We start from the raw sequence: 15,293 nt of genomic DNA on the forward strand, positions 1-15,293 counted from the left end.
CAATTGTCTCAGAGGATCGGAGATATCGCTTGGTGGTCAGATCATAGGCGTTGCCGATGTTGTGTCAGCGCTTGTTTCTAAACGAACATATCGCACCGCTTCAACCGCCGACGAGGTTGAAAAGATTCTGATGGACCTGATACCTCATCAGATGGACCCCGAAATTGTTCAGACTGCTCTGGATTGTTTAAGGGCTGAAGTAGACGAGATATTCATGGTAACTGACTATGCCCATGAAATGCAGAACGCCGTTCATCATTATCATTAAGCCGGCATTTAAACTGGGCACGCCTTAAACCAAGAACACGCCTAATCTAAAAACAGGCCCCCGCCTTTGCTCGCTTGGGGAGGTTGGTTGTGGGGGCAGGATTTGAATTAAACCCATACTCAGATTATCTAAGTCTTGCTGCATAGACAAAGAAGCCATAACAGAGATCCGGAGTTACCTTAAAAAAGTGGCCATTTTCAACTCCATCTTAGGTAGAATTCTGCAAACAGTTGTTTCAAAAACTCGATACGCTATCAATCCCACTTAATAAGTGAAAGACTTAAAACTCAACTTACAATATAGAAGTAAAAGCGATCACTGTTTCATTTAAAAGTACAACCATCCCCAAGACTAATATGAATGCTGGCTGGAATAATCCAGCCAGCATTTTTCTTCCACAAAGATCCATTGCATGCCATCTTTAACACCTTTGCGGAGAGAACGTTCCAGTCAGGCGTTGATGCGTTGTCCACTCGCCACAGACGCCCGGAAAGAGGGAACCTCCTGTTCCGGCCAATCCGGCACCTCAAATTTTGTATCCTCCGCAAAACGGTTAAGGACATTCTCCGTGATACGCGCCACCGAATTGTCGAAATTGTCATGTGACAGACTTCCGGACCAAGCGATAGAACCGACGGAAAATACGGCCCCTCCCGCGGAAGTTTCAAAAAACACCATATCTGCCCGGATCCTGTCATCCAGGTTCGGAGGCACCGTATACAAAAATTCTTCTTTGGCGAGAAACATGTCCTCCGGATGGTTCTCCGACCGGGCCAGGACCAGACCATGCGCCGGCGATCCCAGGGCAACATCGAAGCGATCAATTTCTTCTCCGACAGCCCCGCCGCCGCGGAGACCGAAATCACCGATAATATTGTCCTCCACCCCGTCAAATATGAAAGAACATCTCTGGTTTTCGGCATCCTGCGTGCGGCGAAAATATGTTGAAGCAGTGAATCCCTGTGCCGCAAACCCTATACCCACCAGGGTATTCGGTGACCTGAACTGACGTCGCCAAAGCCCTCCCATCTCACCGTCAAAGGCATGATAATATTCCCCGGGTTCCGCAACCCAGCCGCGGTTGCCGTCTTCCGCGCGGCGCACCTCCATCGCAGCGGGCCAGTTTTCACTGAACGCAACTCTCCAGTAAAAGCCATTCCCCCCCAGATACATGAGACGCCCACCGTTGGCCAGGAAGCCATCATAGGCATCAAATATTTTCCCCGTCAGATATTCCGGATGAGTGCCTGTCAACAGAACCCGGTAGTTGTTCAGTATCCCCGCCCCATACAGTTCGATATCATGGTCTGTAATCACGTCATAATGAAATCCCCGCGTCTCCAGCCAGTGAATAATATTGGTATCTGCCGGAAAGGCCCACGGCCGTGTATCCGGTCGCAGGTTCCAAATCGGCCGCAGATGAGAAACATAATGGACACCGGAACCGTCCGCATGCCCCTGGTACATGGAGTGCCCAAAAGTGGGGTTCTCCATAAACATTTCCACTTCCGGAAGCAGCGGTACATCTTCTCCATACAGGGCACGCAAAACCTGCACATGCGCAATTTCGTTGGAGTAGGCAAGATAGGATGCAGTTGGCAGGACCAAGGCAATCTGCGGCTGGTCGGGCCTTCTGAGTTTTGGCGGGCTGACAAAAAAAGTCAGATATTCCGTTTCCGTTCCGGCTCTTAATCTGGCAGCATAGGCCCCGCTTCTCAGGTCTCCGGGAATCCGGTAGGAAAAAGTGACATCCCACCTGGAATCATACAGGTCAGTATCGTGAAAGTGAATGGCACCATATTCCAACGGCGCATTCTGCCAGTTTCTTTCTCTGCCGCTCCATCTCAAGCCCCGCACGGCCCGATTGGGAAGATTTACCACCTTGCCGTCAAGGCCACCCGTCAACAGATTACGAATATGTGGTGTCTGAATATCCCTGGAAAAATCCCAGAAACCCAATAGACGCCCTTCATTGGCAGAGGGCTGTTCGGCAAGAACAAGCCCGAAACATTTGTTATCATCTATATACTCTGCAATGAGGCGGGGCGCTTCCAGCTTGCCGTTAAAGGAGTGAAGCGGCTTTTCCTGAGGGTCCCACGAAGAAGCCAGTGTCAACAGATCCGGTACAAACGGCACATCCAGGTCAATTTCCTGCCTCTTCCGGCATGAAGCTTTCATGGCCAGATCGCCAACTCCCATAGAACATACTGTCTGAAAAAGTGTAATTTCAGAATGTTCCTGACTGACGGACACGCCGATAATACTCCAATGATCCAGTGGCATTTGCTTATCTAACGCAACCGTTACCCCCGCACAATCGCAGGAAAGACGTCCTCCGTCATCCAGCCACAGAGAAAGAATATCCTCCCCTTTCCCATGGGTTAAATGAGCGATTGTCTGCCTGCAACCATTGAAAAGTGTGGGAAACACAGCAAGAGTAACAGACAGCGCATCAAATTCTGCCTCTTCATTATTAACAGGTAATACAGCAAAGGAGCCTGAGCGTTTATCCTGCGGCACAGCTTTGCGACGACCGGCAAACGGTGCTTCTATTTCCTCGAGAATAACTCCCGGGCCGGCCGGATCGGGATCTCCATTTACAATCCGGACCAGATCCACTTCACAATCGATAACTTCCTCGCCGTGAATCATAAAATCCAGCGTGTCTCCGCCCCGCACAACCAGTTCGCTGCAATAACCTGTCAGTTTCTTTCTCATAACCGTCTCCATTTTTATACTTGCTATAATATTATAGTTACTATATTTTTATTCTTAATACAAATATTTTAGTGGAGGAATCAATCCAATGAAGATGCCTAGACAAAACCGTGAGCTCGTCCTGCTACTAAGTTCAGCAGCATTCGCTCTTTTTTCACAAAATGGAACAGCTCAGGAAAGTAGCAGCGAGACTACAGAACTGGTGCTTGAAGAAGTGGTTGTAACCTCCCAAAGGCGCAGCCAGTCTTTACAGGATGTTCCGATCGCAATGTCTGTTTTTGACAGTAACGCTATTAATCGAACCGGAATCAACGACGTATCAAATCTGGCAGCATTGACACCCGGTTTTTCCGGCTTCAGCGTTTCCAGTTCCCAGCCCCTTCTTACAGTAAGGGGCGTCGGCAGCAATGACTTCACTGTCGGCAACGATCCGGCACTGGGCGTATATGTGGATGACGTTTATATCGGCCGTTCTGCCGGCGCTATTACCAGCCTTCTGGATGTAAACCGTGTCGAAGTTCTAAAAGGCCCCCAGGGCTCACTATTCGGACGTAATACAACTGCCGGCGCGCTAAGCATCGTCCGCAATACTCCAAACAATGAGCGTGCGCTCGATTTGAGCGCTTCCTATGGAGAATTTGACACTGCCGAACTTCGGGCCATGGGCAATATTCCGATAAATGAAGATATATATTTCCGGACTGCAGGACGTTACTACGAACGAGATGGTTATCTGACTAACCTGGTTTCGGGCAACAAGCTCGGCAAAAAAGAATCCATTGCCCTGAGAAGTGCGCTTCGTTTCGAGGGGGACGATAAAAACTTCCAAATTGATTTCGACTGGGAACGCAACCGCGACGATTCAGCAATTTATCGTTCACTCGTCTTCCCTGCATCGGGCGGAACATTACCAAATAAGGACGAAGTTATTACGGATCTGGCGGATGACAACCGCGCCAATCGGGATATTTATGGCATTTCCGCTCATGCCGAAATTGATCTCGGCGACTATAGCCTGAAAAGTGTTTCTGCATTCCGCCACTACAAGATGGACTATCTGGAAGATACGGATGCCACGCCATTGGCTCTCTTGCATTTCGGAACCGTCGAGAAAAATGATTCCTATAGCGAGGAGATTCGCCTGAGCTCTCCGCAAGACAATCGACTGATCTGGTTTATCGGGGTCAGCGCCTTCTATGAAAAAATTTCCGCAACATCCAGCGTGAAATATTCCGAAGAAGATTTTTGCCTGTTGCTGGCCGGTGTGCCTTGCCAAGCGGTAATCGGCGTCCCGGGTTTTGCAGGTAGCGACATCACGGAATTGAATTTTGCCGAGGCCGAATATCTCAATCTGGCCATCTTCGGCGATGCTACCTATTCGATCACAGATCGCCTGAACTTCACAGCAGGCGTTCGCTATTCTTACGATGATAAGTCTGCCGATATCAATAACCCGGCCCCTGCAAATGCAGTTATTGCACCGGCAGCATTGGGAACAACCACATTATTTTTGCAGGAAACAAGCGGAACGCTCAATCTTGATGACAGTTATGGACAGGTTCAGCCACGTTTCGCCCTGGATTATCAATTAAGTGAAGACATCCAGATGTATGCAAGCGCCACCCGGGGCTACAAGTCAGGGGGTTTTAACATTCTGGTGCCGCAAGCTGGTGCTTTTGATCCAGAAACCATCTGGTCATATGAACTCGGGATCAAGGGGACTCTTTGGAGCGGTCGGATTAACTATGACCTCGCCGCATTCCACTATAAATACGACGATCTGCAGGTTCAGATCGTACAAGCGGTAACCACCACACAGAATGCAGCCAGTTCGTCAGGAGACGGTATAGAATTCTCCGTTCGGGCCCGCCCCACTCAGAATTTGAATCTGAATGCAGGTCTCGCCGTGCTGGACGCCACTTATGACACTTTCGTCTTTTCCTCGACCGAGGATTACAGCGGCAACAGGCTGCCACGTGCCCCCAAGGTAACAGCCAACGCCAGCGTTGATTATCATATCCCGCTCAATGATGCTGACGAATTGTCATTCCATGTGGACTGGAGCTATTCCAGCAAACAATATCTGCTTGCCAGCAACCGTGCCGAAAGCCTTCAGAAAGGGTTCTCCCTGTTTAATGCCGAAGTCGGGTTCAGTTTCGGTGACGCCCGATACCGCGTAACGCTCTATGGCCGAAATCTGACTAACACAAAATACATAAATCAGTCTCAGATCGTTGATGATCTTGGCATTGCCATTCAGCAGTACGCGATGCCGCGAAACCTTGGTGTGCGTCTGCAAGCAACATATTGACCCCGAACGGGGAGACTTCCCGATGACTGCTCTCGGCTCATCTTCAGAATGGATGGCCCAGAATGAGGCAACCAACCTGGTAGGAAACGCCGAGAGCATCATCAGCGGATAGAACTTTCAGGCGTATTTAGTGGAACGCCTAATGCATCTCAGGAGATGAAACAAGTGACCCAACCAAAAAGAATTCTTGTTGTCGGTGCCGGCGGCAGTATGACACAAACCTTCCTTAAAGGTGTTGCCGCCCAACTTCCGGATAATTTATCCTTGAATTTGAGAGACATCAATGAAGCGGCGGCACAGCAAGCTGCAACTCTTTTTCCCGATGGCGTTGCGACGGCAGGCGAATTGGATCTTTTTGACCGGGAAGCGCTTCAGTCTGCAATTGCCGAAGCCGACTTCGTTGTTAATGGCGCAGGCCCCTTTCACCTCACTGCCGGAGTTGTCCGTCGAGCGGCCATAAAAGCCGGCATTTCCTATCTCGACCTTGACGATGACACAGAAAGCACCCTTGACGGTATATGCCTTTCCGAAGAGGCCAAAGCAAATAACTCGGCACTCTATCTCGGATGCGGTGCGTCCCCCGGTCTGACCAATGTATTGGCGCAAGACCTTGCAGAACATCTGGACAGGGTTGAGGAAATTGATGTTGTCTGGTGTGTCGGCGACGAAGGCCCCCAACTATTGGGACGCTCTGTTGTTGCTCATACACTTCATATGGGGGCCGGCACCTACGCCGGCTGGAGAAATGGTCAACAAACAGAACGGCAAAGCTATGCCTCGAGCCGTCGATTCAGTCTCCCCGGCCTGAAGAAACAGTCTTTTTATGAATGTGCGCATCCTGAACCTGTCATGCTCGGCCACAGTTATCCCGACGTTCGTTCGGTCACATGCTGGGGCTCGTTACATCCGGCGCCTATCAATGGAATAATAAAGGGTGTCGCCCTAGCGGAAAAGTCTGGCCGCGTATCCACCGAAGATGCAATTACATTCCTGCAGAACGCCATTGCGGGGCAAAAAACGGATAAATCTGTTGAACAAGAAGCAAAGAAAGGAATCACTCAACAGCTGTCAGCTGGCGAAATCTCGTTATGGGATGTAGCAGAGTTCCTCTTTCGTGACCTGTTAAAACTTCAATATCCCACAAAGGCAGCAACTGCTGCCATCGTCAGAGGTGAATACAAAGGGGATATCTTCGAACTGATACGTTATGTGGACTCCAGCCCCGCTGGATCACCCTTGAAATTTATGGATGTCTCGACAGGCTATTCTCAGGCGGCCTTCTTCCTCGAGGCCATTAAAAATGATCCGGGTACGAAGGCAGGCTGTCTTTTTCCGGAGCAGTGGATCAACCCCGGTGTTTTTTACGAAAGACTGTCACAACTGCTGGGCATTCCGGTAAACTCCTGGCTAAGCCCGGTCCGTTTCCGTCCTTTTAGTGAAAATGGCGCAGGTCACTGGACTGAGTGGCCGGAAGCACCCCGCGCGCCCTCGACACAGGATATCGGGAGACTGTCATGAAGATGGTTCTCAATCCCGATGTCCCTCGTCTCTCCTTGTCAGGTCTTGATGCTGATCTGACGGAGGAAGAGATTGCTATTCAGGAAACTGCCCACAAATTTGCCAGGCAGGTCATGCGCCCACTGGGGCAAAAGCTTGACAAACTGAACCCAGAGCAAGTGGTAAAACCGGAGGCCGGGTTATCGGATTTTCTACAGCAGCTTGACGAGCTAGGTCTTTCCCCCCTCGCAATCAGTCAACTGGAACCGCTGGTTGCCTCCCGCTTGCTTCCCCTTGTCCTGGAAGAACTGGGGTGGGGAGACCCCGGCCTTACAGTCCTGTCCCTCGTTGGTGCTTTTCCTGCCTTGGCCGCAGATATGTCCGGCAACCCGGTGCTGACAGAAAAGTTTAATGGGAAACAAGGCTGCTGGATTGCAACACAGCCCGACCGTGGCAGCGACGTGGCGGACCCAAAAGGTATTAATCTTTTGCGTGGCGGCTCACAGATAAAAGGGAATTTACATGCCAAATTGTCTGGTGATCACCTGACGCTGAACGGTCAGTCTTCATCCTGGGTTTCCGGTGGCCCGCTCGCAGAGACTGCCCTGATATTCTGCGCCACAGACCTGGGCGAAGGTTATGTTTCCGAAAATGGCACCATAAACGGTTGCGCCATGTTGGTATCCCTTGATCAGAAAGGCGTTTCAAAAGGCCCTCCCCTTGATAAAATCGGCAAACGACCGCTACCGCAGGGTGAAATCTTCTTTGATGATGTCGAGGTCCCCCTGGATCACATCCTGGCCGGGCACAAGGGATTCCCCTCGGCTGTATTCAGTGCCCTCACCTTCGGGAATCTTGAGATCGCCTGCATTATGACTGGCGTCGCGCGCGCGGCCTACGATCATTCGATATCTTATGTCCACAATCGTCGCCAGGGCGGCGGTCAATTGATTGCACATCAATCTGTCAAGACACGCTTGTTTAACATGTGGTGCAAGGTTGAATCCTGCCGTGCAATGGCCCGCCGGGTTTCAAAGTTCAACTTTCTGTCGGTTGACCCTCATGTACTCGCCTCAATTACAGCAAAAGTACACTGCACCCAAATGGCCTTCGAAGTGGCCAATGAAGCAATACAAATATTCGGCGGTGTGGGACTGACTGCCGAATATCCGGTTGAAAAGATTTTTCGCGATGCCCGTGCTGCACTGATAGAGGACGGTGAAAACAATATTCTCGGCCTGATCGCCGCTGACTGGCTCAGCCGCACCTGGCAACACACTTCCGCATCGTAACCCCAAAGACAAATGGAGACCCAAATGCCAAATAAACGACCAGTAATAGTATATGGTGCCAGTGGATACACCGGCCGACTGATTTGCGAATTTTTAAGAGAGTACAGAATTCCCTTTATTGCTGCCGGCAGAAATCAGGCTCGTCTTGAAACAGCGATGGAAAAAGTGCCTGGTATCGAGACCGCTGATTATGAAATTCGGGAAGTTGACCACACCGTTGACGCGCTTGCCGGTCTTTTTGACGGTGCTCAGGTCGTCTGCAACTCGGTCGGACCTTTCGAACTTTATGGTGAAACCGTTATTCAGGCCTGCCTGAAAGCCGGCACCCATTATCTCGACACAACCGGAGAACAGCATTTTGTGCTTCCGGTTAAAGAAAAATTTTCCGACGACTTTCAAAAAGCGGGCTTATTACTTGCCCCTTCTACCGCCTATATGCATGCGACACTGGATATTGCCGTCTCCTTTGCAGCTGCAGAGCATGGAATCACGACTATAAACGCCCATTGCGCGGCGGCTGGCGTTCCCACTTATGGTTCTACGCAGACCGTAGTTAGAAGCGCCAGGGCTCAGGAATTTTTCCTGAAGGACCGGAAGCTTCAGCCGTGGGCCCGGGGGAAAAAATATGAAGTTCAGTTGCCGCTCTGGGGCGAACCCCAGCTTTCTCTCCCATGGACAGGCACAGCATTGCCGATTTGGTATGAAGGTCACAGGCAAATTGAAAACCTGAAAGCTCTTGTATGTTTTGCTGATAATCGTTCAATCATGGAGCAGGTCTTTGGTCTGATTTCCATGTACGACGAGCAGATTTCGGATAAGAGTGCCGAAGAGCAGGAAGCTATTCTGACCCAACTCGGTGAATCCATTCAGAACGGCATGCCGCCACGAGAAAACCGTCAGGTCCATCGAAATTTTGATCGTGCCGTTGGCTTTGGACCGAGACGACATGTCGAATATCGCGTTCATTCCACTGCCAGCTATCAGCAAACCGGATTGTTACAGGCATTTGCTGCCAATCAACTTCTTGCCGATGCAAATATGGTTTCCGGTTTCGCCTCTCCATGCCAGGCTTTTGGGCATGAGGCCGTACTCTCCGCGCTGGAAGACTACGGATATGCTCACCTGGAAAAAGCAATCTGAGGCACGGGAGGAATAGTTGATGAATATTGTTAGTCTGTTCGACCGTGGCGCTTCCTTTGGCTCGGATAAAACCTATCTCGTATGCGGCGAGAACCGCATCACCTATGGCGAGGCACAAAATATTTCCCACAAAATCGCGACTGCCCTGAAGGATATTGCACTCGGGAAAGGCAATCATGGAGCAGTTTTATCCCCCAACAGTCACCTGGCCTGGCTGACGACGCTTGGCCTGTGGCGCGCCGGCCTGGCATGGGTGCCCCTGAACCCCAGGAATCCCATTGCTGACAATCTGGACCTGATTGATAGGTTTGATGTCGATATCCTGTTCTTCCACAGCAGCTTCTTACCGGCAATCGCTCAAATCAGGGACCAGCTCTCCGATGAGCTCACTCTGGTTTGTCTGGATGAAGAGAATGAGTTTCCATCCCTGCAAGCCTGGCTCGCGGATGCTGACGATGCTCCTTACCCACATACCGCCGGTGCTGAAGACCTGGCCATGATTATGCCCACTGGCGGAACAACGGGAAAATCAAAAGGTGTTATGCTCTCGCACAGAAACCTTCTGAATTTCGCCGCCAATTATATGCTTAACACGCCATATTTTGACGAACGACCTGTAAACCTTGCCGCGGCACCCATGACCCATACAGCCGGCGTTCTGACCATGCCGGCGGCAGCAAGGGGCGGCAAGATAGTTATCCTTGAAAAGCCGGATCCCGCGCTGATGCTGGAGACGGTGGAATGTGAAAGAGTAACCGAATTCTTTCTCCCTCCGACTGTTATTTACCGGCTCCTTCAACAGGATGACATCACAGAGCGGAACTTTTCTTCCCTTCGCTATTTCATCTACGGTGCCGCGCCAATGTCAACAGACAAGCTGCGCAGGGCCATCGACACATTCGGGCCGGTAATGACCCAATTCTATGGTCAAAGTGAAGCTCCCGGAGCAATCTCTTGCCTGACAAAGGAAGCACATGAATCTGCAAATGAACAGATCCTGTCGTCCTGCGGACATCCAAGTCCTCTGGTGTCGGTAACAATCCGGGACAGCAAGGGGAACCAACTTCCTGTTGGTGAAACCGGTGAGATCTGCGTCCTCGGCGATCTGGTGATGAAAGGATACTACAAAGATCCTGATAAAACCGCTGATGCCATCCAGGATGAATGGCTCTATACCGGAGATATCGGGCATCTCGACATTGACGGCTGTCTCCATATCACTGACCGTGCAAAGGATATGATTATTACCGGTGGTTTTAACGTATATCCCAGTGAAGTCGAACAGGTCATCTGGGGACATCCGTCGATTCAGGATTGTGCTGTAATCGGCATTCCCGATGGCGAGTGGGGTGAGAGGGTTCATGCCGTAATCGAACTCAATCCCGGCGCCAAGCTGGAAGCGGAAGAGCTTATCACTCTGTGCAAAGAGAAACTTGGCTCGGTAAAAGCTCCCAAAAGCGTCGAATTCATGAACAGCCTGCCCCGAAGTGCCGCGGGAAAAGTATTAAAACGCCAGCTTCGGGTCCCTTATTGGGCCAGTCAGGAAAAAGCAATATGAAAACAGACATTTATATCGTTGGTGTCGGCATGACTCCGTTCGGACATCATGCCAATAATTCGGTGGGCTCACTTGCCCGGGCAGCAATGACAAATGCCCTGTCTGACGCAGCCGTCGAGCAGAATACGGTACAGTCCATATATTTTTCCAATTCCACCCAAGGCCATATGGAGGGACAAGACACCATACGTGGCCAAGTCGCCCTTATCCCTCGCAGTTATGCAGGAACGCCAATTTATAATGTTGAAGCAGCCTGTGCCGGTGGCAGTATCGCTTTCCATCTGGCGGCACGCCACCTTCGGGCAGGTGACGGCGATCTGGTTGCCGCAGTCGGCGCCGAAAAAATGATCTCCGATGACCGTAAGAAGATGTTTTCCGTTTTTGATGGCGGGTGGGATGTTTCGAAGGCTCAGGAAATACTTCACCGGTTCCGCTCAATCGGCATGTCAATCGAAGGTGCCTCCAGCCATTCCGAAATGCCCTATAGTGCAATCATGGAAGTTTATGCGGCCATGTGTCGAGACCGCATGGAACGCTTTGGCGTCACTCAACAGCAACTCGCCACGGTAGCAGCGAAAAACAGAAAGAACGCTTCTTTAAATCCTATAGCGCACTTCCAGAAGGCCTATAGTATCGAAGAGATTCTTGCCTCCAGGCTGATTGTATTCCCCTTGACGCTTCTGATGTGCTCACCGATATCGGACGGTGCCGCAGCAATCCTTCTGACAACGGAACAGGGGCTGACAAAATACGGAATTGACCGCAGACGCGCAGTCAGGGTTATGGCTTCTGTCGTCCAGTCCGGCGGCGAGAGGGCACCTGATGACTTCCACCACCAGGTCACCTGCAATACAGCCCGGGAAGCATATGAACTGGCAGCTCTCGACCCCGATGACATGGACTTGGCCGAAGTACATGATGCCGCTGCCATGGGGGAAATCATCCAGTCGGAGAATCTGGGATTCTGCCCGATTGGTGAAGGTGGGGATTTGGCCCTCTCCGGCGCAACCGGTCCGAGCGGTAGAATTCCCGTGAATCCCTCGGGTGGCCTTGAAGGGCGTGGACATCCTATAGGTGCAACCGGTCTGGCACAGATCCACGAGATCGTCACACAACTGCGTGGTGAAGCAGGCAAACGCCAGGTTGAGAATGCCCGGCACGCCATTCAGGAAAATGGCGGCGGAATTTATGGTCTGGAAGAGGCTGTTGCCCATGTTGGAATTTATCGTGCCCCAAACACCTGACATTCTGTTCCTTTCGACAAGACACCACCGGTAAGCCAGGGTTTATTTCAACAGGACCGTAGTATCAACGTAGGAATTCTCCCTCCATAAATTTATAGCCGCTATATTTTTGTATGGTATTGCAAATTAACCCGAATGCGCTACTTTGTGCCCGAGGATCAAGGAAAACTGACATGAAAAACGGCCTTAGAGAACGAAAGAAACAACGAACACGTGCAGCTGTCATTACCCAGGCCAAGGCCCTGTTCGACAGGCACGGGCTGGATGGAACGGCAATGGAGACAATTGCTGCAGATGCAGACATCAGTATCGCTTCGTTATATAATTATTTTCCGTCGAAGGACGTCCTTATCAGCGCCATTATTATTGAAGAAATGGAAGCGGGACTGGTTGAGGCGGAACAGCATGTAACCAAACCGGCAAAATCACCCCAACAGGCATTCCTGAATTTGCTGAAAACCTATTTCGAGACATTCCAACATATTGATCGAACGTTGTTGCGTCGGTTTACCGCACATGCCATCACCCACGAGGCGTCGGCAAACGAGGACTATTTTCAACTTGAAAAAGCTCTGCTCGAACAAATCGAGCAACTCACCCAGATATTGTCGGAAACAACCGCCTTTGCCCGGAATGTTGAGCCAAAATCACTTGCCCAAGTGATATTCTCAATCGCCAATGCCGAATATTACAATTTTATCGTGGACGATGACATGACCGCAAAAGATGCGCTTGGGAATATTGCCGGACAATTGCAAATTGTTCTTTCCGTCCTAGGGACTGAACATGACAATCAGTGAAAAAATAAGAGAACCAATTTTACCTGCCAAGTCATTTCCCACAATAGACAATATTACTTATCAGGCATATTTTCCTGGTGCGCTACCATTAGAAACCCTCAAATTCTAAAACAAACCGTCACATTGTATGATGAGCGTTTATAGTAGTTGCAGGGGCATGCAACTACGGATGCAGTCACTTTGCGCCTGCAGCTTGACCTTAATGACCCTGGCTTAAAGCAGGACAGGATTTGAAGTGAAACTATACTCAGACTTTTTGGTCTTTCTGTGTAGAAAGCCAGATGGGAAGTTATCCGGAGACGCAATATTTGACTAAATTCTCACGGGTCCCACACAATTGGAAGAGTATGGCCGATACTGAAATATTTCATATGTCAGGCATTACAGCTGCAATTGCTTTTTTATACGGCTTAGGGCGACAGGCGTTACCCCCAGGTAGTGCGCAATATCATTCTGGGTGACCTGCCGAACAAGTTCGGGATCGGACTCGCAAAGAGCTTTATAGCGTGCTTTGGCGGACAGGGTCAGGAACTGATATTCCCTTTGTTCCTTTTTCATTGCCAGCTGCATCATTGCATCCAACATTTCTTGTGAAAGCGTTGGTGACTTTCGTACGGCCTCCAACAATTTGGAAGAAGACATAGTGATCAGATCGCAATCCTGCAGGGCAACCACACTGAATGTGCAGGGCAAGCCTCTATAAACCGCACTCAAACTTCCGAGCAAATCGCCTGTACGAAAAAAGGACTTGATAAACTCCTTCCCTTCCCGCGAAACATAATAGGCTTTCAAAAGTCCGGACTGAACATAGTAGAGTGTGTCACTCTCATCGCCCTGCATGAAAACATGATCGTTCCTGGAAACCTGCAAGTGGTTGCCGTGACTTTTTACAAATGCTTCGAAGCTCATTTTTCCTGCACGTTTTAACCTGGGTTAATGCCGCAGCTTGCGTCTGTCCTTACACTATCATTTCGAACCTCAGGAAAGTCAATTACATCGGGAAGTAATCATCCGTGAAACTCAGTAACAAAATCATTGTCCTGACAGGAGGCACATCCGGCATCGGCCGCAAAATGGTCGACAAGCTGCAGGCGCACAACACTCTGGCCGTCATTGCCCGGGAAAGCCCCCGGCTCCAGGCCCTGAGGGATACCTTTCCCAATGTAGACGTCCATGCCGCGGACCTTTCCGACCCTCAAAACTATGGTGTGATTGCCAACAGCATTCTTGAAACACACCCCAGGATTGATGTGCTCATCAACAACGCCGCGGTTCAAAATGTCCCCACATTTCTGGACAAGGAGTTTGACTATGCCACCATCGAGCATGAAATCCATGTGAATTTCACCTCGGTGTGTGCCCTGAGCTATCTGCTGTTACCGGCACTGACGCACGGTAATGAAGAAGCCGCCATCGCAAACATCAATTCCGGCCTGGCCCTTACCCCGAAGAAAACATCAGTCATTTATTGTGCCACAAAAGCAGCCCTCAACGCCTTCTCGCAAGGACTGTCCTACCAGCTGGAAGGCACCAATGTTCAGGTTCTTCAGGCCTTTCTGCCCCTTGTTGATACGCCGATGACCACGGGCCGTGGAACGGGAAAAATCACAGTGGACAAAGCGGCCAGCGAGATTCTTCTTGGGATCGAACAAGGAAAGAAAGTCAATGATGTTGGCAAAGTGAAACTACTCCGCCTTCTGCTCAGGCTGGCCCCCGCCCTGGCCGGCAGAATAATGAGAAAGCAATGAGATTGAACATTCTCAAAAACGACCAGAAAAGGCGCACTCAATGAAGCCACTCTTGAAAATCATGCTGTTTCTTGCATCGATATTTGCCAGCACCTTTATCCTCCTCAATTCAACCGGTCTCATAACCGTCGAAAAAATCGAGTTATGGTTTGAAATAGCAAAAAATGTTAACACCCTGTATGTGGCGATTGTCATTGCCGGATTGCTATTCGCCGATTTATTCATTGCGGTTCCGACATTGACGGTGATCATTCTGGGAGGCTATTTCCTTGGCCCGTTCTATGGGGCGCTTTCCGCCATTGCAGGCCTTTTTATGGCCGGCACCTGCGGGTATGTCATTAGCCGGAAATATGGCGACAGGCTGGTCAATTTTCTTATCCGGGACCAGGCGCAGCGGGAAAATGCCTTGAGCACATTCAACACACACGGCCCCGTTGTTATATTGCTCTCCCGCGCCACGCCGATTCTCCCTGAAGTCTCGGCCTGCATGGCCGGCATGACACGCATGAAGTATGCGAAATTCCTGCTTCTGTGGTTTCTCAGCGGTGTGCCATATTCAATACTCGGGTCATACGCAGGCTCCATAAGCACACTGGAGAACCCGACCCCGGCAATTCTTGTCGCTGCCGGCCTGACCGCTTCTTTCTGGCTGGGCTGGCTGATCTTCAACAAAAAAACCAACGGGTGATGTGTCCGGGGATAGCTGCACTGTTTGTG

At 50.5% G+C, this 15,293-nt stretch carries 11 protein-coding genes and 1 pseudogene; 10 read left to right on the forward strand and 2 right to left on the reverse strand.

The genetic code is table 11. The features are described from left to right. Window positions 1-268, forward strand: a pseudogene (locus FIV46_RS18210) (hypothetical protein); the annotation flags it as partial. 450 nt (window positions 269-718) lie between these two features. Here the strand turns inward: FIV46_RS18210 and FIV46_RS10685 are convergent. Then, entirely contained in the window at window positions 719-2,986 is a 2,268-nt protein-coding gene (locus FIV46_RS10685) for a N,N-dimethylformamidase beta subunit family domain-containing protein (RefSeq protein ID WP_139940920.1), read from the reverse strand. Between the two features lie 88 nt (window positions 2,987-3,074). On the opposite strand from FIV46_RS10685, the gene FIV46_RS10690 reads away from it, so the two are divergent. From FIV46_RS10690 to FIV46_RS10720, 7 genes are all read left to right on the forward strand, one after another. Further along, window positions 3,075-5,297, forward strand: coding sequence for a TonB-dependent receptor (locus FIV46_RS10690; RefSeq protein ID WP_139940921.1), 2,223 nt, complete (start codon window positions 3,075-3,077; stop codon window positions 5,295-5,297). Window positions 5,298-5,453: 156 nt separating this feature from the next. Beyond that, complete coding sequence (locus FIV46_RS10695; RefSeq protein ID WP_139940922.1) at window positions 5,454-6,815, forward strand: saccharopine dehydrogenase family protein; 1,362 nt, start codon at window positions 5,454-5,456, stop codon at window positions 6,813-6,815. After that, window positions 6,812-8,086 carry an acyl-CoA dehydrogenase family protein gene (locus FIV46_RS10700; RefSeq protein WP_139940923.1) on the forward strand — a complete coding sequence of 425 codons (1,275 nt, stop codon included), beginning with the start codon at window positions 6,812-6,814 and terminating at the stop codon, window positions 8,084-8,086. Before FIV46_RS10695 ends, FIV46_RS10700 begins: the two co-directional genes overlap by 4 nt. Before the next feature lie 24 nt (window positions 8,087-8,110). Then, window positions 8,111-9,226, forward strand: a complete 1,116-nt coding sequence (locus tag FIV46_RS10705; RefSeq protein ID WP_181163188.1) for a saccharopine dehydrogenase family protein — start codon at window positions 8,111-8,113, stop codon at window positions 9,224-9,226. A 19-nt stretch (window positions 9,227-9,245) separates the two neighbouring features. After that, window positions 9,246-10,784 carry an AMP-binding protein gene (locus FIV46_RS10710; protein ID WP_139941174.1) on the forward strand — a complete coding sequence of 513 codons (1,539 nt, stop codon included), beginning with the start codon at window positions 9,246-9,248 and terminating at the stop codon, window positions 10,782-10,784. Continuing rightward, complete coding sequence (locus FIV46_RS10715; RefSeq protein ID WP_139940925.1) at window positions 10,781-12,028, forward strand: thiolase family protein; 1,248 nt, start codon at window positions 10,781-10,783, stop codon at window positions 12,026-12,028. Before FIV46_RS10710 ends, FIV46_RS10715 begins: the two co-directional genes overlap by 4 nt. A 173-nt stretch (window positions 12,029-12,201) precedes the next feature. Continuing rightward, on the forward strand, window positions 12,202-12,828 hold the full coding sequence (locus tag FIV46_RS10720) for a TetR/AcrR family transcriptional regulator (protein WP_181163189.1): 627 nt from the start codon (window positions 12,202-12,204) through the stop codon (window positions 12,826-12,828). A 381-nt stretch (window positions 12,829-13,209) separates the two neighbouring features. Here FIV46_RS10720 and FIV46_RS10725 read toward each other — a convergent pair whose 3' ends face one another. Beyond that, window positions 13,210-13,737, reverse strand: coding sequence for a Crp/Fnr family transcriptional regulator (locus FIV46_RS10725; RefSeq protein WP_139940927.1), 528 nt, complete (start codon window positions 13,735-13,737; stop codon window positions 13,210-13,212). A gap of 104 nt (window positions 13,738-13,841) precedes the next feature. Between FIV46_RS10725 and FIV46_RS10730 the strand changes: the two genes are divergently transcribed. Continuing rightward, a complete protein-coding gene (locus FIV46_RS10730) occupies window positions 13,842-14,576 on the forward strand; it encodes an SDR family oxidoreductase (protein ID WP_139940928.1) in 735 nt (244 codons plus the stop codon). 40 nt (window positions 14,577-14,616) lie between these two features. Then, window positions 14,617-15,264: a TVP38/TMEM64 family protein gene (locus tag FIV46_RS10735; protein ID WP_139940929.1), complete on the forward strand. Its 648-nt coding sequence runs from the start codon at window positions 14,617-14,619 to the stop codon at window positions 15,262-15,264. Window positions 15,265-15,293 lie beyond the last annotated feature (29 nt).

The organism is Emcibacter nanhaiensis (assembly GCF_006385175.1).
GTDB lineage: Bacteria > Pseudomonadota > Alphaproteobacteria > Sphingomonadales > Emcibacteraceae > Emcibacter > Emcibacter nanhaiensis.

Excerpts from the sequence above, each read along its gene's own strand:
- FIV46_RS10705 (WP_181163188.1), top strand. The coding sequence starts at position 8,111 with ATGCCAAATAAACGACCAGTAATAGTATATGGTGCCAGTGGATACACC.
- FIV46_RS10690 (WP_139940921.1), top strand. The coding sequence starts at position 3,075 with ATGAAGATGCCTAGACAAAACCGTGAGCTCGTCCTGCTACTAAGTTCA.
- FIV46_RS10700 (WP_139940923.1), top strand. The coding sequence starts at position 6,812 with ATGAAGATGGTTCTCAATCCCGATGTCCCTCGTCTCTCCTTGTCAGGT.
- FIV46_RS10710 (WP_139941174.1), top strand. The coding sequence starts at position 9,246 with ATGAATATTGTTAGTCTGTTCGACCGTGGCGCTTCCTTTGGCTCGGAT.
- FIV46_RS10720 (WP_181163189.1), top strand. The coding sequence starts at position 12,202 with ATGAAAAACGGCCTTAGAGAACGAAAGAAACAACGAACACGTGCAGCT.
- FIV46_RS10725 (WP_139940927.1), bottom strand. The coding sequence starts at position 13,737 with ATGAGCTTCGAAGCATTTGTAAAAAGTCACGGCAACCACTTGCAGGTT.
- FIV46_RS10695 (WP_139940922.1), top strand. The coding sequence starts at position 5,454 with ATGAAACAAGTGACCCAACCAAAAAGAATTCTTGTTGTCGGTGCCGGC.
- FIV46_RS10685 (WP_139940920.1), bottom strand. The coding sequence starts at position 2,986 with ATGAGAAAGAAACTGACAGGTTATTGCAGCGAACTGGTTGTGCGGGGC.
- FIV46_RS10735 (WP_139940929.1), top strand. The coding sequence starts at position 14,617 with ATGAAGCCACTCTTGAAAATCATGCTGTTTCTTGCATCGATATTTGCC.
- FIV46_RS10715 (WP_139940925.1), top strand. The coding sequence starts at position 10,781 with ATGAAAACAGACATTTATATCGTTGGTGTCGGCATGACTCCGTTCGGA.